Origin of the sequence: Qipengyuania sp. ASV99, assembly GCF_047872805.1 — a bacterium.
Taxonomy (GTDB): domain Bacteria; phylum Pseudomonadota; class Alphaproteobacteria; order Sphingomonadales; family Sphingomonadaceae; genus Erythrobacter.
The window spans coordinates 14477-35609 of record NZ_JBLQUK010000016.1; the positions used below are offsets into that span (position 1 = coordinate 14477).

General features: G+C 61.4%; 15 protein-coding genes. 3 read left to right on the forward strand and 12 right to left on the reverse strand.

The window, feature by feature from the left end:
- The 4 genes from ACM64M_RS13945 to ACM64M_RS13960 form a co-directional block, all read right to left on the reverse strand.
- Positions 1-1212: a M14 family zinc carboxypeptidase gene (locus ACM64M_RS13945; RefSeq protein WP_416229317.1), complete on the reverse strand. Its 1212-nt coding sequence runs from the start codon at positions 1210-1212 to the stop codon at positions 1-3.
- A gap of 42 nt (positions 1213-1254) precedes the next feature.
- Positions 1255-2004 carry a sulfite exporter TauE/SafE family protein gene (locus ACM64M_RS13950; protein WP_416229318.1) on the reverse strand — a complete coding sequence of 250 codons (750 nt, stop codon included), beginning with the start codon at positions 2002-2004 and terminating at the stop codon, positions 1255-1257.
- Between the two features lie 34 nt (positions 2005-2038).
- Positions 2039-4801 (reverse strand): preprotein translocase subunit SecA, encoded by a 2763-nt coding sequence (secA, locus tag ACM64M_RS13955; RefSeq protein WP_416229319.1) that lies wholly within the window; start codon positions 4799-4801, stop codon positions 2039-2041.
- A gap of 135 nt (positions 4802-4936) precedes the next feature.
- Complete coding sequence (locus tag ACM64M_RS13960; protein ID WP_416229320.1) at positions 4937-5236, reverse strand: hypothetical protein; 300 nt, start codon at positions 5234-5236, stop codon at positions 4937-4939.
- Between the two features lie 114 nt (positions 5237-5350).
- On the opposite strand from ACM64M_RS13960, the gene argJ reads away from it, so the two are divergent.
- Entirely contained in the window at positions 5351-6577 is a 1227-nt protein-coding gene (gene argJ, locus ACM64M_RS13965; RefSeq protein ID WP_416229321.1) for a bifunctional glutamate N-acetyltransferase/amino-acid acetyltransferase ArgJ, read from the forward strand.
- Position 6578: 1 nt separating this feature from the next.
- Positions 6579-7388 (forward strand): inositol monophosphatase family protein, encoded by an 810-nt coding sequence (locus ACM64M_RS13970; RefSeq protein WP_416229322.1) that lies wholly within the window; start codon positions 6579-6581, stop codon positions 7386-7388.
- Positions 7389-7421: 33 nt separating this feature from the next.
- Here the strand turns inward: ACM64M_RS13970 and trxA are convergent, their stop codons facing one another.
- From trxA to ahcY, 8 genes are all read right to left on the reverse strand, one after another.
- Entirely contained in the window at positions 7422-7742 is a 321-nt protein-coding gene (trxA, locus tag ACM64M_RS13975) for a thioredoxin (protein ID WP_416229323.1), read from the reverse strand.
- 51 nt (positions 7743-7793) lie between these two features.
- Positions 7794-11309 carry a double-strand break repair helicase AddA gene (addA, locus tag ACM64M_RS13980; RefSeq protein WP_416229324.1) on the reverse strand — a complete coding sequence of 1172 codons (3516 nt, stop codon included), beginning with the start codon at positions 11307-11309 and terminating at the stop codon, positions 7794-7796.
- Positions 11306-14341 carry a double-strand break repair protein AddB gene (addB, locus tag ACM64M_RS13985; RefSeq protein WP_416229325.1) on the reverse strand — a complete coding sequence of 1012 codons (3036 nt, stop codon included), beginning with the start codon at positions 14339-14341 and terminating at the stop codon, positions 11306-11308. Before addB ends, addA begins: the two co-directional genes overlap by 4 nt.
- Entirely contained in the window at positions 14334-15059 is a 726-nt protein-coding gene (locus tag ACM64M_RS13990) for a nucleotidyltransferase family protein (RefSeq protein ID WP_416229326.1), read from the reverse strand. The genes addB and ACM64M_RS13990 overlap by 8 nt, the downstream gene beginning before the upstream one ends.
- Positions 15056-16042, reverse strand: coding sequence for an aminoglycoside phosphotransferase family protein (locus ACM64M_RS13995; protein ID WP_416229327.1), 987 nt, complete (start codon positions 16040-16042; stop codon positions 15056-15058). The genes ACM64M_RS13990 and ACM64M_RS13995 overlap by 4 nt, the downstream gene beginning before the upstream one ends.
- Positions 16039-16494 carry a tRNA (adenosine(37)-N6)-threonylcarbamoyltransferase complex ATPase subunit type 1 TsaE gene (gene tsaE, locus ACM64M_RS14000; protein WP_416229328.1) on the reverse strand — a complete coding sequence of 152 codons (456 nt, stop codon included), beginning with the start codon at positions 16492-16494 and terminating at the stop codon, positions 16039-16041. The genes ACM64M_RS13995 and tsaE overlap by 4 nt, the downstream gene beginning before the upstream one ends.
- A complete protein-coding gene (locus ACM64M_RS14005; RefSeq protein ID WP_416229329.1) occupies positions 16491-18860 on the reverse strand; it encodes a PAS-domain containing protein in 2370 nt (789 codons plus the stop codon). Before ACM64M_RS14005 ends, tsaE begins: the two co-directional genes overlap by 4 nt.
- Positions 18861-18943: 83 nt before the next feature.
- The gene (ahcY, locus tag ACM64M_RS14010; RefSeq protein WP_416229330.1) at positions 18944-20377 is read right to left on the reverse strand and encodes an adenosylhomocysteinase; all 1434 of its coding nucleotides are present in this window, start codon (positions 20375-20377) and stop codon (positions 18944-18946) included.
- 154 nt (positions 20378-20531) lie between these two features.
- Between ahcY and ACM64M_RS14015 the strand changes: the two genes are divergently transcribed.
- A complete protein-coding gene (locus tag ACM64M_RS14015) occupies positions 20532-21011 on the forward strand; it encodes a peroxiredoxin (RefSeq protein ID WP_416229331.1) in 480 nt (159 codons plus the stop codon).
- The last annotated feature ends 122 nt before the right edge of the window (positions 21012-21133 follow it).

Here is a 21133-nt window from a genome sequence, read left to right on the forward strand (position 1 = left end):
TTATTCCGCCGCCGCAGCAGGCATAGGCGTCTCCAGCATCACCTGCATCATGGCAATCGCTGCCTCACGCCCAATGCGGCGGATCAAGGCGCGGTCGGTCTCATCGCCAATTTCAAAGGTGATACCCGGCACTCCGTAAGTGTCATAGGCATAGGCCTTGGAAATTGGACGCCCGACGTCATGGCGCGCCTCGCGGTTGACCGTGTAGTCCGGCATCCGTTCCTGATACAGATTGAGCCAGTTGCGCGTGAACAATTCGGGATCGGTCGGCAGATCATCGGGGATCGTGTAGAATACATCCTTATTGGTCGAATGGAAATCAATCACCCCGCGCAATTGGCGCAGCGGATCGGCGGCGATTGAATCGAGCACACCTTTCATCAGGGCCGTCTCTGGCTGTGTGAACGGCCCCCAATCGCGATTGAGGTCCACTCCGCCAGTGTTGTGCCGCCAATGGCCGCGCACTACGCCATCAGGGTTGAGCAGCGGAACCATCAGCGTTTCAAACCGCGCGCGATAGGCCTGCGCCAGATCACTATCGCCCATGATCGTTTCGGCAAAGGCAAACATTGCCAGCGCTCCGGTTATTTCCGGGGGATGCTGACGGCCCACCAGCACCACGCTCTCAAGCGGAGTGGCGGCGGGATCGGCGATCCTGACGATCTCAATATCGCGCTGCTCCGCCGATTGGCCCAGCACGCTGCGGGTGAGAAATGGTTTTGCCGAATACCCGTCGAGCCACGCATCATAAACCGATGGCGGCAGGATTTCCTGTGCCGCGACGAACACCGGCTGAACGCCCGTCCGCAGTCTGATTTGAGCGGTGCGCGCGCCGCGTTCGCCCTCCACTTTGACATCATCGGGGGATACAGCGGTCCAGTTGACGCCGTCCGTGCTGGTCTTGGGCCAGTAACGATGGCCACAGGTTTCGTAATCGAGATTGATGGTGATCCGCGCCGCGCGCAGCGGCGTTATGCGAAAAGCATACCAGGCGCTGCAATTGATATCGCCCTCGTCTTCGGGCGCGATCATCAGATTGAATCGCTTGCCGCCGCTCGCGGTGCAGTGGGCATAGGCGCCAGTGGGAAAGTCCTTGTCGATGATCGCCGCATCGGCCGCGCAAGTCGTGCCGCTTTCGGCAGTGGCTAGCGCTTCATTGGCCAGCACCTGCGCAGGGCTCAGCCCCATCGACAGCACAACAAAACCCAACATAGACCCGCGCATCGGCACCACTCCCTGCAAAACCGTAACCAATCAAACCCCGATCAACAACCTGACCCCCACGATAGTCACAAGCGCCGCTGTGAGCCAGCGAATCCAGCGCAGCGGCAGAAACCGCACCGCCATCAGGCTGCCAATCTGCCCGCCCACGACTACCGCGATCAGCAGCGGAAGCGCCTCCACCATCGCGCCGCCAAACATTGCCGGACCATGCTTCGCCAATTGCCCGGCCAGCCCGAACAGCGAATTGACGAGGATAAACAGGCTCGCTGTGGCGGCAATCGCGCGGGCGTTGTGCCAGCGGGTGAGGTGCAGCAGCGGAGCGAGAAAAATCCCTCCGCCAATCCCGACCAGGCCGGCGAGAAACCCGATGGGAGCAGCGAGAAAGGGTATGGCCTTTGCAGCGACAGAGGGCTCACCCTGCACCGTTTCTTTGACCGGGATCATCATCGTTGCGCCGGTCAACACCAGACTTGCCCCAAGCAGCAGCAGGAATGTCTCGCGCTCAATCGGCACCATTCCGCCCAGAAACGCTGCGGGTGCGGCAAGCGCAGTCAGCACCAGCGCGCCTTTCCACGGCGTCACCCCCGCCCGCGCAAAGCGCAGCGTTGATCCTGCCACCACCGCAATATTGCAAGCGAGCGAGATCAGCGGCAAAATCCGGTAATCTATCCCTGATAGTGCCAGCAGCGCGGAATAGGTCGACCCGCCACCAAACCCCACGCTGGCATAGAGCACCGCGGTCAAGAAAAACGCCGCGGCTAGCAGCACGATTAGCGGCATCACCCGTGCTCCTTACCCGGCGAATCAGCCAAACTCAGGCGCTTTGCCGCGCGCCCGCTGCACCGTGGCAATGTTTGTATTTGTTGCCCGATCCGCAGGGGCATGGCGCATTGCGGCTGACATCCAGATTGGCATAGGGATTGTCGGTGTTCGCCCCGCCCGGCCCCGATCCGGCGCGCACACTTGCGGCGAGCGATCCGAACAATTCGGGCCGCAGCTCCGATCCATCGCCATCATTCGAATTGTCGAGCCCGGTCAGCGGGTCAATGTGGCCGGTCAGGAAATCGGGCAAATCAGGCAGCGCTTGCGCTTCGGGTTGAGCGATGCGCAGTTCGGATTTGAACAGCAGCTTGGTCACTTCCTCGCGCAAGGTATCGAGCATCGATTCAAACAGGCCGAACGCTTCGCGCTTATATTCGTTGATCGGCTGCTTCTGCGCGATCCCGCGCATCCAGATAACCTGCCGCAAAGCATCGAGCGTGGCGAGGTGTTCTTTCCAGTGGAAATCGAGCTGACGCAGCAGGATGTCCTTTTCGACCAGACGCCAGATGCCCGAATCGTTCTTGGCCATCTTGGCATCCATCATTTCATCGGTCTGGGTGCGGATGCGTTCTTCGAAGATTTCCTGATCGACCTCGTCTTCTTCAAGCCAATCGTCGATGGGTGGGGTCAGTCCGAATACGTCCTGCAGTTTTTCCTTCAGCCCGGCGACGTCCCATTGCTCGGGATAGGAGCCGGGAGGGCAGGTGCTGGAGATAATCGAATTGATCGTATCGTGGCGCATATCGACGACGACATCATCGACCGCCTCGCTGTCCATGATTTCCGATCTCTGTTCGTAGATCACCTTGCGTTGATCGTTCATCACGTCATCATATTGGACGACCTGTTTGCGCGTGTCGTAATTGCGCGCCTCGACCTTTTTCTGCGCGGTCTCAATGGCTTTGGAGAGCCATTTCGATCCAATCGCCTCGCCGTCTTCGAGGTTGGAATTCATCATCTTGGAAAACAGCGTGTCAGGGCCAAAGATGCGCAGCAGATCGTCTTCGAGACAGAGGTAGAAGCGCGACAGGCCGGGGTCGCCCTGACGCCCTGAACGACCGCGCAGCTGATTGTCGATGCGGCGCGATTCGTGGCGTTCGGTGCCCAGCACGAACAGCCCGCCTGCATCGAGCACTTGCTGCTTTTCAGTGGCGACTTCTTCCCTGATCCGGGCAATCGCGGCGTCTTTTTCGGGGCCGTCTTCCATCTGGCCGCATTCATCATTGATGCGGAATTCGAGATTCCCGCCGAGCTGAATATCGGTCCCGCGCCCGGCCATATTGGTGGCAATCGTCACCGCGCCTAACCGACCGGCCTGCGCCACGATATGCGCCTCGCGTTCGTGCTGGCGGGCGTTCAGAACCTCGTGCTTGACGCCTTCCTTGTCGAGGAACTGGCTGAGCAATTCGGATTTCTCGATCGACACCGTGCCCACGAGGATCGGCTGACCAATGCGCGATTTTTCGGCAATGGCTTTGGCAATCGCCTGAAATTTGTCGAGCGTGTTCTTGTAAAACTCGTCTTCCTCATCGATCCGTTGGACTGGAACATTGGTCGGGATCTCGACGACATTGACCTTGTAGATGTCCCAGAATTCCGAAGCTTCGGTGGCGGCGGTGCCGGTCATGCCGGAAAGCTTGGGATACATGCGGAAATAATTCTGGAAGGTGATCGAAGCCATGGTCTGGTTTTCCGGCTCGATCTTGACGCCTTCCTTGGCTTCAGCCGCCTGATGCAGGCCGTTTGACCAGCGCCGGCCATCCATCATGCGTCCAGTAAATTCGTCGATGATAACGACCTTACCGTCCTTCACGATGTAATTAACATCGCGCTTGAACATGTGAACAGCCTTGAGCGCCTGATCGAGATGGTGAACAACCTGCGTATTCTCGATGTCGTAAAGGTTCTCTGTCTCGAGCAAGCCTTTATCGAGCAGCATCTTCTCAACCGCTTCCAGCCCATCTTCGGTCAGCTGGATGTTCTTGGACTTTTCATCCTTTTCATACCATTCTTCGGGGATTTCTTTGGCGACCTGATCCAGCTTTACATAAAGGTCGGATTTATCCTCGGTCGGGCCGGAAATGATCAGCGGCGTGCGCGCTTCGTCGATCAGGATCGAATCCACCTCATCGACAATCGCAAAATTGAACGGCCGCTGCGCCATCTGGCTGCGCTCATGCTTCATATTGTCGCGCAGGTAATCAAAGCCGAATTCGTTGTTGGTGCCGTAAGTGATGTCGGCATTATAGGCGTCGCGCTTACCAGATTCAGGCATGTTGGGCACGATCACGCCGACAGTCAGGCCGAGCCAGTTGTAAAGCTGCCCCATCCATTCGGCATCGCGCCGGGCGAGGTAATCGTTAACGGTCACGACATGGACGCCCTTGCCCTCGATCGCGTTGAGATAAGTCGCCAGCGTCGCCACCAGCGTCTTACCTTCACCGGTCCGCATTTCGGCAATCTCGCCGCGATGCAGCACGATCCCGCCGATCAACTGCACATCGAAATGCCGCATTCCCAGCACCCGCTTCGACGCTTCGCGCACAGTTGCAAAAGCTTCGGGCAAGATGTCGTCCAGCGTGCTGCCGCTGTCGAGTTGCTGGCGAAATTTGTCGGTCTGCGCTTTCAGGGCATCGTCCGACAACCCTTCAATGATGGTTTCGAGCGCGTTGACCTTATCAACGATCTTGCCGAGCGATTTGACGTAACGATCGTTCGATGAACCGAACACAGATTTGACGATAGTGTTGAACATGGGCGGTTAAACCTTTGAATTTGTACCTGTAAGGCAAGGGTGCCGCGCTGCGCGGAGCCTGCCCGAATGCAGAAATGGGATGGGGGTCTGCGCCGGTCATTGCCGGGCGAAACAACAGCAAACTATGCGGCTGCGCTATTCCAGCGCGCGCTCACTGCCAAACACGATTGGTGGACGCAAAGCGGCAGGCAGGCGGCGCTGCGGCTGTTGTTTCTCGCGGGCGCGGCAACGGATGCTGCGTTGCTGGGCGCGCACCGGGCAAATGCAATTCTCGCTCGCTAAAGTGTCGTTTGCACGGGCAAACGCGCGCGCGTCGAACACCATGGTTTCCAGCGAAGACGCGCTGGCAGGCGCATGCAGCGCAGCAAAGCCGCTGAAAAGGGCAAACAGAGTAAGCAGATGGCGGCGCATCATGATCGCGGACAGATAGTGCATCCTGGGCTCTACGTCCACCTTTGCCCATGCAGTTTTCCAACGCGCGCGGTTTGCGATGCGAGCAAGCACATTTGGGCGTTTACCGGGCCGCCATGCCGACTTATTGCGCCGCGTATGGAAATTGAAATTTCGCCGCTCGCTCTGCCCTTTCCCGACATGCCGCCGATTGCCGGGGTGAAGCTGCGCGTGGCGCGGGCGCACTACAAGGAATGGGACCGCTGCGACCTGACCTTCGCCGAATTCGATGAAGGCACCAGCGTTGCGGGCGTGTTCACCAACAGCGCTTGCGCCTCATCCGAGGTTGAGCTTGGCCGCGAGGCGGTGAAATCCGGAACGGCGCGGGCTTTGATCGTCAATGCGGGTAATTCCAACGCCTTCACCGGCTATCGCGGGCGCGACGCGGTGGAAGCGATCACGGCGCAGGTCAGCGAAGCGTTGGGATGCGCAGCCCAGCAGGTGCTTGTCTCCTCCACCGGGGTGATCGGCGTACCCTTGCCCAAGGAAAAGGCGCGCGCCGGAGTTGCCGCCGCAATCGCCGCTGATCCTTGCGGGTGGGAAGATGCCGCCAACACTATCGGCACCACCGACACTTTCGCCAAGGGCGCGTATGCCTCTGCGATGATCGGCGAAACGCAGGTAGAACTGTGCGGGATCATCAAAGGATCAGGCATGATCGCTCCCGACATGGCGACGATGCTGGGTTATATCTTTACCGACGCCAATATCGCGCCCGCTTTCCTCCAGGAATTGCTGTCAAGCGCCAACTCCCGCACATTTGGCTGTATCACGGTGGACGGAGACACTTCGACCAGCGATACCGTGCTGGCCTTTGCCACCGGCATGGGGGGTCACGCGCGCATAGAAGGGTGGGACAGCCCCGGCGCCGATGCCTTTGCCGCCGCGCTGAACGACATCTGCCGCAGCCTCGCGCAATTGGTGGTGCGCGACGGCGAAGGCGCGACCAAATTCATTACAGTGAGAGTGTCGGGCGCAGTCAGCGATGACAGTGCGCGCCGCATCGCGCTGTCCATCGCCAATTCTCCGCTGGTGAAAACAGCGATTGCGGGCGAGGACGCCAATTGGGGCCGCGTGGTCATGGCGGTCGGCAAGGCTGGCGAGCCTGCCGACCGCGACCGGCTCTCCATCGCATTCGGCGGTGTCTGGGCCGCCCGCGACGGGATGCCGGTCGATGATTATGACGAGTCCCCGGTGGCGCTGCACCTCAAAGGGCAAGAGATCGACCTCGCGGTCGAACTCGCCATTGGCGAAGGCAGCGCGACTGTGTGGACCTGCGACCTGACCCACGGTTACATTTCCATCAACGCGGATTATCGCAGCTAGGATGGACAATAATGGAATGACCTCGCTCGACATTGAAATTCGTGATTTGCTGCGTTTTGCCGCTCGGCGGTCAATCCTGCCCCGGTTCCGCGCGCTGGCCGCCAGCGAGATCGAAATGAAGGGCAAGGACGATCCTGTCACTGTGGTCGACCGCGAGGTGGAAACCTTTCTGACCGAAGCGCTGACCAAACTCGCGCCGGGTGTCGCCGTGGTGGGAGAGGAAGCCGCCGCCGCCGATGCTGAGGTGCTCGATCACCTTTCCGGGCAATGCTGGATCATCGACCCGCTGGACGGCACGGCCAATTTCACCGAGGGCAAGGAACCGTTCGGCATTATCGTCGCGCTCGCCGATGCAGGAAAGGCGGTTGCAGGTTGGCTATATGATCCTAATTCCGACCGGCTGTGCCATGCAAGGGCGGGCGAAGGTGCCTATGTCAACGGCGAAAGAATCGTCGCAAGAACAACCGGACTGGAACGCCCCATCACCGCCGTCAGCCGCATCTTTTTGACCCCGGAGCAATCCGCAGTGGTCGATGCAAAGCTCGCCCCGCATTACACGCTGGTCGACATCCCGCGCTGCGCCGCTGAGCAATATCCGCGCCTAGCGCTCGGCGAAAACGACGTGTCGAGCTTCAAGCGAACATTTGCCTGGGATCATGCGGCGGGGGTCTTGTGGCTTAATGAGGCAGGCGGAAAGGCCGCGCGGCTCGACGGTAGCGAATACCGCGTCGATGAACACGGTAAGCCCGGTCTGGTCGGCGCCTCCAGCCCCGCAATTTGGGATGAATTTGTGGGCCGGGTGCTCGCCTGACGCGGCAACCCCCGGCCCTCGATCAATACGAAATTAAAGCTCGCTTTCGATCCATGATTTCAGCTGGCTTTTGGGCGCAGCGCCGACCTTGCGCGCGACCGCTTCGCCGTTCTTGAACAGCACCATCAGCGGGATCGACTGCACGCCCATTTCCGCGGGAATGCCGGTGTTTTCCATAATGTCCATCTTGGCGATGGTGACCTGCTCGCCCAGTTCTTCGCTGATTTCCTCAAGCGCCGGAGCGATCATTTTGCACGGCCCGCACCAATCCGCCCAGAAATCGACCAGCACAGGCTTGTCGCTTTCCAGAACATCGGTCTTGAAATTTTCATCGGTGACGGTGACAGTGGCCATATCGGCTTCTCCATAAGTTTCGTTGTGTAGCAACTAGGGTGGCAGCGGGTTTCACTCAATAGGTTCGGGCGTATAGCTTTCCTGCGCCTCTCCCAACCGATCCTTTTGCCGGTTCAATATATCAGCCGGGATTGCGAACAGACGCGGCGTCTGAGTGTAGAGGATCGCGGCGCGGATGGTGCGGCCCGGATAGATCGCCTCCAGCGCACCGACATAGGCCGCCATCTGGCGCAGCGTCGCCGCTGGAATCGCTTCGAGCGTGACGGGTGGCCGCCGAGTGGTCTTGAAATCCACCACAGTGACCATGTCCGCCCCCACCAGCAGCCGGTCCGCCGTGCCCGCAACCACCACGCCGCCGACGTTTGCCGCCAGCGGCACTTCGGCCAAAGCGTCGCCCAAAAATATTGCGGCAAATTCCGGCTCCGCCAGCACCGCCAGCGCGCTTTCCAGCATCTCAGTGCGAATTTCGGAGGAAAGGTCGCCAGCCTGCCGCGTCAGCCACGCTTCTGCGGCTGAGCGACGGCTGTCCGCATCAAGATCGGGCAAACGTTCGAGCAATCGGTGGATCAATGTCCCCCGGCGCGCCGCAATTGCCGCTGCATCGGGCGCAAGCGGCGGGTCGGCACCCCGTTCTTCCCCCGCGCCGCTGGGCGCAAGCGGTTTGGGCGGGCGCGGCTCTGGACCGATGGGGGTGTTCAGCCAAGCGGGGACATCCACGCTGGTATGCACCACATCACTCTTAGCGCCCGTCGTCAGCGGATCGGCCCGCACGCCCCATTCACGCCGCGCGCCCCAGATCGGATCGGCGAGCAGCGGGCTGTCGAACATCGGCTCCAGATGCGCATACCAGCTGTCTTCGGGGACGCCCTTTTTCGCTTCCTTCGGGCCCAGTGACCCACCGATGAACAGCGCTTCTTCCGCGCGGGTCATCGCCACATAAAGCAGGCGCCAATGCTCCTGCATTTCCGTGACCGCTGCCTGTTCCGCCGCAGCGCGAACTGGGCCGACCTGCTGATCCTTTTTCAACGGAGGCAACGGAACCTTGCGCGCATCCTTTTCATCTCCGCCCAAAGGATCATCGCGCAATTCAAGATCCCGGCTCTGACCCGGTTTACCGGTCGCATCGGCCAGGATGACGATCGGACGCTGCAATCCCTTTGATCCATGGACGGTCATCACCCGCACCTGACCACCCGCGCTGTCGGGATCGCGTTTGAGCTCCCCCTCGCCCGCGTCGAACCATTCGATAAATCCCGCAAGGCTGGGCGTGTGCGCGCTCTGATAGGCAAAGGCAGCGTTGACCAGTTCGTCAATCGGATCGTTCGCCTCGCGCCCCAGGCGCGCAACCAGAGCGCGCCGCGACTGCCATGGGCCGGTCAGCAGCCAAGCGAGCAAAGCCTGCGGTGTTTCAAAATCCGCCCGCGCCAGCAGGTCGCGCAATTTCGCGTTCGTCTGCGCCACCAGCGGATATTCAGAGGCGCGCAAATGGTCCCATAACGGCAATTTGGGCGCGCGGGGCACATGCTCTAGCAAATCATCCTGGCTCCAGCCGATGAGCGGCGAGGCGAGCAGATTGGCAAGGCTGAGATCATCGAGTGGTTGCGCAGCAAAGCGCAGTGCCGCCAGCAAATCCTTCACCGCGAGCGGCGCGCCCAGCCGCAGGCGGTCAACCCCGGCCACCGCCACCCCTTTGGCGTGCAGTTTGGCAACAATCTCTGCAGCAAGTTGTTTGCGATGCCGCACCAGCACCATGATGTCGCCCGCGCGGGCATGGCGGCGCTCGCCTTTTTCGAGCACGAAAGGCTCTTCATCGCTGACCCAGCGGCGGACCTGTTCAGCGATTTGTTCGGCCAGAACAGTGTAATGCGCGGGTAGCCAACCGCGCTCGTCATCAGTGTCTCCGCCGCCTTCGCCTTCGTCTTCGGCTTCTTCGGCACCTGCGGTTACGGGGTTCCACAGCGTCACCAGTCCCGCTCGGTCATCGCCGACATGTTCCTTAGGCGCTTCGATCAGCCCGAATTCGCCGTGTCCGATCGCTGCGATAGCCCGGTTGACGAAATCCAGCACTGGGAGCGAGGTGCGGAACGAGCGACCCAGATCCAGATCATTCCACGTCGGTAGGCGGCGGTTGTCGCGCATTTCATGGGCATGCGCCCGCGCTGCATTGATGCGCGCCTCAACCTTGCGCTTCGCATTCGAGAAATTCTCCGGACTGGTGCCCTGAAAGCCAAAGATCGCCTGTTTGTAATCGCCCACGGTAAAGATGGTTCGCAGATGATCGCCGCGCGCGCCCTCGCCGCTGAAAAAATCGTCAATCAAGGCGAAGACGATGTCCCACTGCGCAGCGTTGGTGTCCTGCGCTTCGTCGATCAGGATGTGGTCGAAACTGCGGTCAAGCTTGTAACGGATCCAGTCCGCTGCGGTCGCTGAGCCGAGCAAATGCGCAGCCATGCGGATCAGGTCGTCAAAATCGAGCAGTCCTTCGCGCGCCTTTGCTTCCTCCCAGCGCAGCGCAAAAGCGCGGCCAATTTCAAGCGCGGGGGTAAGGAAATCGGCGAGCGCCAACAATGCGCGGCGGTCATTTACCATTGCCACAGCTTGCGCGATCATATTTTGCCAATCGGGCAACCGGGGTTCATCCTTGGTCGGATTTTTCATGGCCCGAATTTCTCCGTCCTTTTTTAGAACGGTGTCCAGAAAACCGCCAAGCGCGTCTGATCTTTCGGGAATGTCCAAGTCTAACCAGCTGGTGATGAAAGCCGCAGTTTCCGCCCCCAATTTGGCTTTCCATTGCTGCATCAAAGGCAGCATTGCTCGCAATTCAGCATCGGGGAAGAAATCAGGACCGAGCCCCTCCGTCACCCAATCCTCATCGGCATCGCTGGGCATATCGAGCAGCCGCAAAACCCGCGCGCGCATCGGCGGTTGCCAACCAGCGGTCCCGTTCCACAGCTCGTTCGCTCCGGCGCAGCGCATCAGCCAATCGCGCAGCGCCGCGGGTTCCTTTACGCGGGCAAAATCGCCGACCGCCTCGATCAGCGCCGCATCCCCGCGCGCCTCTGCATCAACCAACATTTCGGCGAGCACTTCGCGGGCGAGCAAGCTGCGGTCACGGTCATCCATTGGGCGTGCGCCAGGTGGCAAGCCCGCTTCCTCGGGGAAATTGGCGAGCAACCACTGCGAGAACGCATGGATCGTGTCGATCCGCAGACCGCCGCCAGGGCAATCGATTACGCTGGCAAACAGCGTCCGCGCGCGCGCCTGAGTTTCGGGGTCAACCTCTGCACCCAGATGCGCCAGATCCTTGCCCAGCCGCCCCGGCTCCAGCCGCACCCAGCGCGCCAGCACGTCATTGATGCGGTTCGCCATTTCCGCCGCACCTGCCTTGGTAAAGGTGAGGCACAATATCTGTGAGGGATCGACACCCGGGGTCAGCAGCAAACGCAGAACGCGCGCCGACAGCACCTGCGTCTTGCCCGTTCCCGCCGATGCAGATAGCCAGACATTGTCGCGCGGATTGGCGGCGGCAAGTTGATTGTCGAGCAGTTTGAAAACCGCACCGCTCATGCTTCATCTCGCTGCTGGTTGCTCAAACGGATCGCCCATTCTTCGAGCCGCATCAGTTGATCATAATCGGAATAGCCGTCGTAATCGGGGTTTTCCTTGGCAGTAAACGGGGCATCGCCAAGCAGATATTTGCTGATCGCCTCGTCAAGGAAATCAGCATGCCGGGGCAAGAATTCCTCGGGGGTAAGGCCGGTGCGTTTCTTGTTAATCTTTACTGGTTCCAGACGATAACCAAAAGCGTCCTTGTCCTTGTCCTTGTCCTTGCCCAGCGACCAGAATTCAAACTTGCCAGCCTCGCCGCTGATCGCGCCTTGGGAAAACGCGCCATCGCGTGCAATCAGGCCGAGTAGCCCCATTTGCATCGCATAGCCCGCGACCACCTGTTTCATCTTGGGCGGAGGACCGGTCTTGTAATCGACAATCGCCAATGTCCCATCGGCCAGCCGGTCGATCCGGTCGGCGCGCCCGCGCACCGTGATGCCTTGGACCTTCATCGCGCCGTCAGCTTCGGATGCTATCACGCTGCGGCCCTCGCCCTGCGCGTTGTCAATCCATTGCCCGAACGTTTCAAGCGCGGCGAGTATGCGCGGCTGCCATAGTCCCGTGAACAGCGGATGCAGCCGGGCCTCGGCAAATTTGCGCGTGGCAAAAGGCACCAGCGCCAGGTCCGGCTGAACCGCGCGAGCCCTGTGCCAAGCCTCCAGAATTTTATGCACCAGAGTTCCGCGCAAAGCCGGGTCGTCAAAAGGATCCGCTGAAAGGGGCCCAAGTTTGCTCAGGCCAAGGATTTCCTGCGCATAGAATTGATATGGGTCGCCGCGCAGCCGGTCGAGCGCGGTGACTTTGACATCGACTTTGCGAAGGCGGCCATCAGGGCGCGGCATCGGGCGCGGATATTCCGGCGCAGGATCAGCTTCGCGGTCGAGCAGCGCCAGCATCGCAGGAATGCGCGTTTCGCGGTGCGCATCGGCTGTTTTTCTGCCAAGCAACGCCTCAACCCGCAGCAGGAACCGCGACGGCAGCGTCGGCCCCTCGGCATCGCGCTGCGCCCGGCTGAGCACCACTTCGGGCGCTCCCAGCGCTCCGGCAAGATCATGCGCTGACAGGCCAATACGATACTCCGCCCCCGGCACGCCGAGCGCACGCAGAACACCCGGTGCAAGCAACGCATCGCCGCCCGGTGCCTGCGGCCAGCTCCCTTCGTTAAGGCCGCCGCAAATCACCAGATCGGCGCGGGTCATGCGCGCTTCGAGCAAGCCATAGATCGCCACGCGCGGATGCCCGCCATAGGGCGGGCGCACGGCAATTTCGTCCATCGCATCGCGCAGGACATCAGCGATGTCAGCGGGCGCGGCGATCGTGCCAATGTCCCTAGCGAGGCGACGCAGATCCTCGACCATTGCGCCAAGCGCGCGGCCATCTTCGCGTGACCAGACCGCTTCTCCCGCCAACGCCTCAGCAGCCATGGCAAGCCGGTCAAGCGCATCGGCCAGCCCCATTGCGGCACTATCATCGATCAAAGGCGCAATGACTGCTTCGGCTTCGTCCCACCATTCTGCCACCCCGCCGCCGCGCGCGATTTCGCGCAAAGGTGTCAGCCCGGGCGCGGGTGTCTGCCTGCGCAATCGGCGGTCAAAGACGCGCAGGGACCGCAGCCACTCCCGTCGCGCCTCATCATCGCCCTTGCGCACCAGCGGATGGGACAGCGCAGCGATCACCCGCACCGGATCGGGACCATGCGACACCAGTTCCGCGAGCAAGCCGAGCAGCCGACCCGCGGGCGTCAGCGATAGCGTCTGGCCCGCGCTGTCGTCTGCATCGATATTCCAGCGCGCCAGATGCTGCGCCACCCGCCGCGCCAACGACCGATCTGCGGTCATCACGGCGACGCGCTTTTCCGGCGTCTCCAGCGCTTCACGCACAATCAGCGCGATGGCCTGCGCTTCCTCTTCGCCAGTCGCGTTGGTCATGATCCGAACGCCCGAGAGACGGCGCTCGTCAGAATCGAGGTCGATCCATGCCTTGCTCGCTTGCGGCGGCAGGAACAGCGAACTGATTGCACGGCTGCGCGCTGGCGGTGCGGCGGACAATCCTTTGCGGTGCCATGGGCGCACCTCGGCGCGCGCCACTCCCATCCGCCCAAGCAGCAATTTGAGATGGTATTGCGGATGGGTCAGCGCGTCGCGCGCGCCAAATGTCTGACCGCCCGGTTCGGGCGACGCGCCTGCCCGGCCCAGCTCTGCCCATGCATCTTCGCTCAAGGAAAGATCAAGATCGGGCAACACCACCGCGCCGCCCGGCAATCCAGCAATGACCCGCAGCATCCGCGCCAAGGCCGGGGAAGCACTGGTAACGCCGGCAGCAACAATCGGAGCTTCAGGCGGCGTCTCACGCCATTTGCGCGTGGCCCGCGCGAACAGCAAATTGCGCCGGGTCGCAGCATCGACTGCTCCCAGTTCATCCAGCCGCCCGCGCCAGCGCGCCTGCACCCGGGCAAACAGGCGCAATGAATTCTGCCAGTGACCCGACAAGTCGCCAAGCATGTCGAGCACCGATTGGCTGGTGAGGTCTTCGGGCGCTTTTTCCTCGACCAGCAACCGATCCATGACCCGCGCCATTTCGCGCGCCAGCCGCAATCGCGCCGCGCCCGGCAGCGGCGTGTCGCCCTGCGCAGCGTGTTCCAGCGCGATCAGTTCGGCAATTTCGAGCCAGCGCCGGGTCGGCTCCACAGCCGGAGGAATATCGCTCGCGCCCAAGGGATCGAGCAGCGCGCCCAATGCCTCATCAAGATCGAGATCACCGACCGTCACCATGCGCGGCATCAACATGCCCGCCGCACCGGTCGCGCCGCAATGGCGAATGAAGGCTTCGGAAATGGTGCGCGCCGCACGGCTGCTGGGCACCAGTAAGGTCAGCCGCGCCAGACCCAAATCCTGCTCGCCGTAGCGCGGCACCAGACCCGCAACGAGCGCATCAGCAAACCCGCGATGTGCGGCGATTGAGTAAACCGAAAGCGCGGCGCCCTCACCCATTGCGCAGCGCATATTCGGTCGGCGCAATGGCCTGCGGCGTGCCGACCTCGAACCACAGCCCGGTGAACGGGACGCCGTAAAGCCGCCCTTCCTCGATCGCCCGGTTCCACAAGATGTTGGTCGAAAATTTGCCTGCCGGTGCATCGCGCAGCAGCCGCTGCGATACGAGTTGAATGCCGGTGTAGATAAACGGTGCGATCCGGCCTCCGTGGCGGCGCGAGATTTGACCCAGCGGGTCCATGTGAAAATCGCCCGGCCCATCGAAATTGGCCGCGCGTGCATGACTCACCACCAACAGCAGCGCGTCCATTCTTGCCGGGTCCCACCGCGCCGATAGTTCGGCAAAGGCATTGCCGGGACCGTCGATCCAAATGTTGTCGGCGTTGAGGCAGAAAAACGGATCGGGCAGGAGAGCGCGCGCCTTGATCAAACCGCCGCCGGTTTCCAGCAATTCGCTCCGCTCATCGGAAATCGTGACCCGGGGCATCACACGCCCGGTCACATGCGCCTCCAGCGCATCGGCGAGATAATGGACATTGACCACTGTCCGCGTCACTCCTGCTTCGGCCAGCCGGTCCAGCGCGTGGTCGATCAAGGGCTTGCCCGCGACGCGCACCATCGGTTTGGGCGTGGTGGCGGTGAGCGGGCGCATCCGCTTGCCCATCCCCGCCGCCATCACCATCGCAGTGTCAGTCACCAATGCTGCCGCGCCGCTCATACGATCGTTCCTCCGCCGCTGCGGCGCAAGTTTTCGGGTATGTTGGCGTCGAACCAGCGCGCGACCGGCTCCAGCGCGGGATGCGCCAGATCGCGTTCCATCGCGGCCCAAACGCGCGGAATCAGCGAAAGATAACGCGGTTTGCCATCGCGCCGATGGAGGCGAGTGAATATACCGACGATCTTGGCGTTGCGCTGCGCGCCAAGCCGCGCATAATCACCGCCAAATTCGTGGTCGGCACCGATGCTGGCCGTGTAACGCGCCAGCATTACAGCCTCCAGTTCGACCGGAACATCGCGGCGCGCGTCCTGCAACAATGAGACAAGATCGTAGGCCGGATGACCAACCAGCGCGTCCTGAAAATCAATCAGCCCTTGAGGTGAGTGGGGCGATCCATCCAGCAGCATGATGTTTTCCGCATGATAATCACGTAGCACCGTAACCCCCGGCGATTGCCGCGCTGCAAGCGGGACCAGCACCTCGCGCCAGGCGGCTTCGAAACCGGTCTCGTCCACCTTCAGTGCAATCGCGGGGACATACCACTGCGTGAACAGCAAGGCTTCGCGCAGATAAGTGTCGATATCATAGGGCGAAAACGGTCCCGGCGGCAGGCGGTGCAGTTCAACCAGCGCATCAATCGCGCTTTCATAGGCGGCCAGTTCATCTTCGGGATGCGCATCGAGCCAGTCGCGCATCCGGTCCTCGCCAAAATCCTCGATCAGCAGCCACCCTTCTCTTGGATTCTGGGCCAGAATCTCGGGTGCGCGCATCCCATTGCCGCTAAGCCACTGGGCAACCAGTAAAAACGGCTGCGGGTCTTCCTCTGGCGGCGGCGCATACATCAGCATTGCAGCCGCGCCATCACCGCGGCGCAGGCGGAAGTAACGGCGGAACGAGGCATCACCGGGGATCGCCTCAACCGCTGCCCCACCCCAGCCCGCACGCCTTACAAACTCGATCAAACCCTCAGGCAAATCACTCATGGCATTCGCCCTAGCCAATCGGCCCCCGATTTCACAGTCGCAATCCGGCCTTGGTCCGCAGTTTCGAGGCGAATGGAAAGACACGCCGCTTCATGCGCAAATCCGCCAGCATGATCCGGCCATTCAGCGATCAGGGCCGCCCCTTCGCGGTAATCATCCAGACCGATTTCGGCGACTTCATAAGGGCTCTTGAGCCGGTAGAAATCGGCATGGACGATCGGCAGTCGCAAGGGCGGTGCATCGTAGGTTTCGATGATAGTGAAAGTTGGCGAAGGAACTTCTCTAGGATAACCCAGTGCCGCGATAATGGCCCGTGCCAAAGTGGTCTTGCCGCTCCCCAATTCCCCTTCAAGCGCTGCGACATCGCCGGGGCGCAGCTGCGCAGCGATGCGCGCGCCAAACGCTGCCATCGCCGCCAGATCAGGCAAGTCGTGGCGCGCGCCCCCGGTCACGGCAGGGTGATCGCTGCAACCGTGCCCACGCCCTTTTCACTCGCGAGTTCCAGCATGCCGCCATGCGCTTCAACCAATTGCCGGGCCAGTCTGATCCCCAGTCCGGTGGCCCTTCCCGGCTCTTCACCTACCTCTTCACCGGGCGCGGCGCGGCTGGCGAGATCGCCCTGCGCACGCGCCAGTTCGTCGGCTGTCATCCCTGCCCCATTATCAGTAATCACAATCATCGCGCGCCAATCATCGCCTGCGCCCGGCGGGGGTATCTCGATCACGATCTTGCCGCCGCGCGGCGTCCCGGCAATGGCATTGTCGAGCAGATTGCCCACCGCCCGGCCTAGTTGGCGACGATCAGCATCGACCGTGCGCCCGCGCCGCCCTTTCAGATCAAGCCCAAGCCCGGCGGCGACAATCACCTGTTCGCGCTCCCTCACCATCGCGGTGAGGAACACCAGCAGGTCGATCTCCTGCTTGTCGATGGGCAGCAATCCCGCCTCGCTCTGCGACAGGTCGAGAACATTTTCGACCTGTTCGGTCAGCCGCGCGGCGGAGGTCAGGATCGCATCAACATATTCACCTGCCTGCGTGCCAATCTCGCCCGCCGCTCCGCTTTTGAGCAGCTCGGCAAAGCCGCCGATTGAGGTCAGCGGGGTGCGGAATTCATAGGACATATTGGCGAGGAAGCGGGCTTTCACCGCATCCGCCTCTTCCAGCGCAACCGCGCGTTCGCGCAGCGCCGTTTCGGCCTTCTGCGAATCGGTGATATCGAGCACGGTCAGCAGGCCATTGCCATCGGGCAGCGGCACCCCTGCAAACCTCAGCGTGCGTCCATCGTTCAGCGCCACCTGCCCCTGCTTTTCGCGCCGATCAAGCGTCGCGGCACGCACCACGCCGCCGATCAATTCCGCTTCCTCTGGCCGCGCCAGATTGCGCGCGATGGCTTCGAGCAGCGCCTCTGCGGCGGGATGCGTATCGAGAAACTCTCCGGACAGTCCCCATGTCCCGGCAAAGCTGCGGTTCCACAATTGCACCGAACCATCAGGCGCAAAGATGGCGAGCGCTTCAATCAGGCTGTCGAGCGTGGCGGTGCGGGTGCGCAGCAAAGTGTCGCGGGTCGCGGACAAAGCGAGCTGTTCGGTGCGATCCTCTGCGATCATCACCAGCCCTCCGTCGGGCATGGGCTGGGCAACGATCCGCAGATGCGTGCCTCCTGGTAGCGGCCAGTTCTCCTCCTGCAATTCGGTGCTATCGAACCATGCTCGGTGTTCGCGGCGCCATTCGGGAAAGTCGCGGACTTCGGGCGTGCTGCCATGCTCACGAGCATCGGAGAGGAACCGTTCGAACGCGATCTGCGCCTCAACCGTGCCGGGGCTTAGCCCGAACAGCCGGCGAAACGGACGGTTGGCGAATGTCAGCTGCTCCTGTGAATTGAACTGCGCAACCCCGACCGAAAGTTGATCGAGCATTGCGCGCTGGGCATCGCGGAACGCCTTGAATTCGCGCGAAACCTGCTGCTGTTCTTCTATGTCAAAAGCGTATCCGGCGACGCCGTCCTTGCCCAGCGGCAGATCGCTGACCCGCAAGGATCGCCGCTGCCCGTCAATCGTCACCGCGTCGTTGCGCTGCACCTCGGCCTGTTGCGTCAAGGCTTCGCGGGCAATGTCGGCGGGGCTCTTGCCGCCATCGGGCTCAAGCAGCTCAACCTGCCCCTCGATTACCGCTTGCAGGCTTTCCGCGCCCACCGCGCTGACATAGGCGCGGTTAACCAGCCGCAGCCGCATATCGGTGTCGCGGAACCACATCGGCATCGGCGCAGCCTCGATCAACCCGATCAGCGCCGCGAAATCTGCCTCGGCCCGCGCTGCCGTTTCGCGCAGATCGGCCAGCTCATCCTCGCTCGCCGTGAAATCGAACACCCACACAATCGCCGCCCCGCCCGGCGACACCTGCGGATCGGCCAGCGCGCCTTGCAAGGCCAGACTGCGGCGCGAACCCGGAGGGGTGAGCACCATCTGAAACGGCGCCGCGCTTTTCTGCGTCACCCGGACCTTTTCGTTCAGTTCCTCGACCTGCCGGGCAGACAGGCCAGTGCCATCGGCGCTTGCAAGCTCGCTCAGATAGCTCGGCACCGCTTCTAGGCCCAGCCACCGTGCCAGCCGCTCTGGCGCTTCGATCCGCCCATCGACCCGCACAAGCAGCGGGATCGCGGGCGCCACGTCGAGCATGTGCTGCATCCGCTTGAGCGTGGATTGCAGCGCCTTGGCGCGGCGGATGCTGGCCCCCGCTTTCAGCACCATCACCGCCGCCGCCATCGTCCATCCCGCCAGCAGCAGGGCAATCGCAATCAGGGCCAGCGGCGAAAGTTCCATTTCCGTCAGCTATGCCGAGCGTGAGCGGCTTGCAACCGCTTCGCTCGGCTAAAACCCCGGCAATTTGGGGTCATTCCTCCCGATCAATAGCGATAATGATCCGGTTTGAACGGGCCAGACTGCGGCACGCCGATATAGTCGGCCTGTTTCTGGCTGAGCTGCGTCAACTGCACGCCCAGCTTTTCCAGATGCAGCGCGGCGACCTTTTCATCGAGATGCTTGGGCAAGACGTAGACGTCATTCTCATATTCGTCCGACTTGGTGAACAATTCGATCTGCGCCAAAGTCTGGTTGGTAAAGCTCGCGCTCATCACAAAGCTCGGGTGGCCGGTGCCGCAGCCGAGGTTCACCAGACGGCCCTTGGCAAGGATCAACAAAGATTTGCCATCGGGCAGGGTCACCATATCGGTGCCCTCCTTGATTTCCTTCCATTCGTAATTGTCGAGCGCGGAAATCTGAATCTCGCTGTCGAAATGGCCGATGTTGCAGACGATCGCCATGTTCTTCATGTTTTTCATATGCTCGCCGGTGATGACGTCTTCGTTGCCGGTGGCGGTGACGAAAATATCGGCGCGCTTGCAGGCTTCGTCCATCGAGACGACTTCAAACCCGTCCATCGCCGCCTGAAGCGCGCAGATCGGGTCAATCTCGGTGACCATGACGCGCGCTCCGCCATCGCGCAGCGAAGCGGCAGAGCCCTTGCCGACATCGCCGTAACCGGCAACGCAGGCGACTTTGCCTGCCAGCATCACGTCGGTCGCGCGGCGGATGGCATCGACAAGGCTTTCCTTGCAGCCATAGAGATTGTCGAACTTCGATTTGGTCACGCTGTCATTCACATTGATCGCGGGGAACGGCAGTTTGCCCTGCTTGGCGATCTGGTAAAGCCGCATTACGCCGGTGGTGGTTTCTTCCGACACGCCCTTGATGGTCTTCACGCTCTTGGTGAGGTAGCCCGGATTGGCGGCGACAAAAGCTTTCAACGCGCGCTGAAATTCGATTTCCTCGGCATTGCCCGGCGCAGGCATTTCTTCACCCGCTTCGATCCGCGCACCCCACAGCGCAAACATGGTCGCATCGCCGCCATCATCGAGGATGATGTTGGTGGTGAGGTCGGGATTTTCCTCGGTCGACCAGTCAAAAATGCGGCCCACATAATCCCAATATTGCGCCAGCGTTTCGCCCTTGATTGCGAACACCGGAATGCCTTGTGCAGCGATGGCGGCGGCGGCGTGATCCTGTGTGGAGAAGATGTTGCACGTCGCCCAGCGCACCTCTGCCCCCAGCGCAACCAGCGTTTCGATCAGCACCGCGGTCTGGATCGTCATGTGCAGCGACCCGGTGATGCGCGCACCTTTCAGCGGCTGCGCTGCGCCATATTCATCGCGCAAGGCCATCAGGCCGGGCATTTCGGTTTCGGCAATGTGGATTTCATCGCGGCCATATTGCGCCAGGCCGATGTCCTTGATGATATATTCCTGAGTCGGGGCGATGTCAGTCGGGGCGATGGTTGCCATGTCAATGTCTCCTTGAATTCTTGCGCCTCGCCCTAGCCGCGCGCCCCCTGACAAGCAAATATAAACTTATCTTTATATCTGTAATTGTTGCCCCGAACGACAGGCTGACTATATCGGCCCCGGACGAACCCCCTGTTTGAAAGGATATTGCGTGATGACAATTTCAGTTGGCGACAAACTCCCCGATGTGACGCTGGTGAAAGCCACCGCCGAAGGTCCGCAACAGGTGCAATCCGGCGAATATTTCGCGGGCAAAAAGGTTGCGCTGTTCTCGGTCCCTGGTGCCTTTACCCCGACCTGTTCGGCCAAGCACCTGCCCGGCTTTGTCGAAAAGGCCTCCGAACTCAAAGCGAAAGGCGTTGATGAAATCGTCGGCACCGCGGTCAACGATGCCTTCGTGATGGGCGCATGGAACAAGGCCGCAGGCAGCGACGACATTACAATGCTGGCCGATGGCAATGCCAGCTTTGCCGAAGCGGTCGGACTGACCATGGACGGTTCGGGATTCGGCATGGGCACGCGCGGTCAGCGGTTCTCGATGGTGGTGAATGACGGCGTGGTCGAACAGCTCAACGTCGAAGCCCCCGGCGATTTCAAAGTGTCGAGCGCGGAACATATGCTGGGTCAGCTTTGATCGTAGCCCTGTGAAGAATGGGCGGAACCGGTTGACACATTCGCCCATGTGTCAACCGGATTTCCGGGCGTTTTCGGGCGATAGATGGCGGAAAACCGCCATTCCCATGCTCAGACGCGCGG

Bases quoted from the DNA above. Each gene is read 5' to 3' on its own strand.
- ACM64M_RS13945 (WP_416229317.1), bottom strand. From the start codon at position 1,212: ATGTTGGGTTTTGTTGTGCTGTCGATGGGGCTGAGCCCTGCGCAGGTG.
- ACM64M_RS13950 (WP_416229318.1), bottom strand. From the start codon at position 2,004: ATGCCGCTAATCGTGCTGCTAGCCGCGGCGTTTTTCTTGACCGCGGTG.
- secA (WP_416229319.1), bottom strand. From the start codon at position 4,801: ATGTTCAACACTATCGTCAAATCTGTGTTCGGTTCATCGAACGATCGT.
- ACM64M_RS13960 (WP_416229320.1), bottom strand. From the start codon at position 5,236: ATGCACTATCTGTCCGCGATCATGATGCGCCGCCATCTGCTTACTCTG.
- argJ (WP_416229321.1), top strand. From the start codon at position 5,351: ATGGAAATTGAAATTTCGCCGCTCGCTCTGCCCTTTCCCGACATGCCG.
- ACM64M_RS13970 (WP_416229322.1), top strand. From the start codon at position 6,579: ATGGACAATAATGGAATGACCTCGCTCGACATTGAAATTCGTGATTTG.
- trxA (WP_416229323.1), bottom strand. From the start codon at position 7,742: ATGGCCACTGTCACCGTCACCGATGAAAATTTCAAGACCGATGTTCTG.
- addA (WP_416229324.1), bottom strand. From the start codon at position 11,309: ATGAGCGGTGCGGTTTTCAAACTGCTCGACAATCAACTTGCCGCCGCC.
- addB (WP_416229325.1), bottom strand. From the start codon at position 14,341: ATGGGTGAGGGCGCCGCGCTTTCGGTTTACTCAATCGCCGCACATCGC.
- ACM64M_RS13990 (WP_416229326.1), bottom strand. From the start codon at position 15,059: ATGAGCGGCGCGGCAGCATTGGTGACTGACACTGCGATGGTGATGGCG.
- ACM64M_RS13995 (WP_416229327.1), bottom strand. From the start codon at position 16,042: ATGAGTGATTTGCCTGAGGGTTTGATCGAGTTTGTAAGGCGTGCGGGC.
- ACM64M_RS14005 (WP_416229329.1), bottom strand. From the start codon at position 18,860: ATGGAACTTTCGCCGCTGGCCCTGATTGCGATTGCCCTGCTGCTGGCG.
- ahcY (WP_416229330.1), bottom strand. From the start codon at position 20,377: ATGGCAACCATCGCCCCGACTGACATCGCCCCGACTCAGGAATATATC.
- ACM64M_RS14015 (WP_416229331.1), top strand. From the start codon at position 20,532: ATGACAATTTCAGTTGGCGACAAACTCCCCGATGTGACGCTGGTGAAA.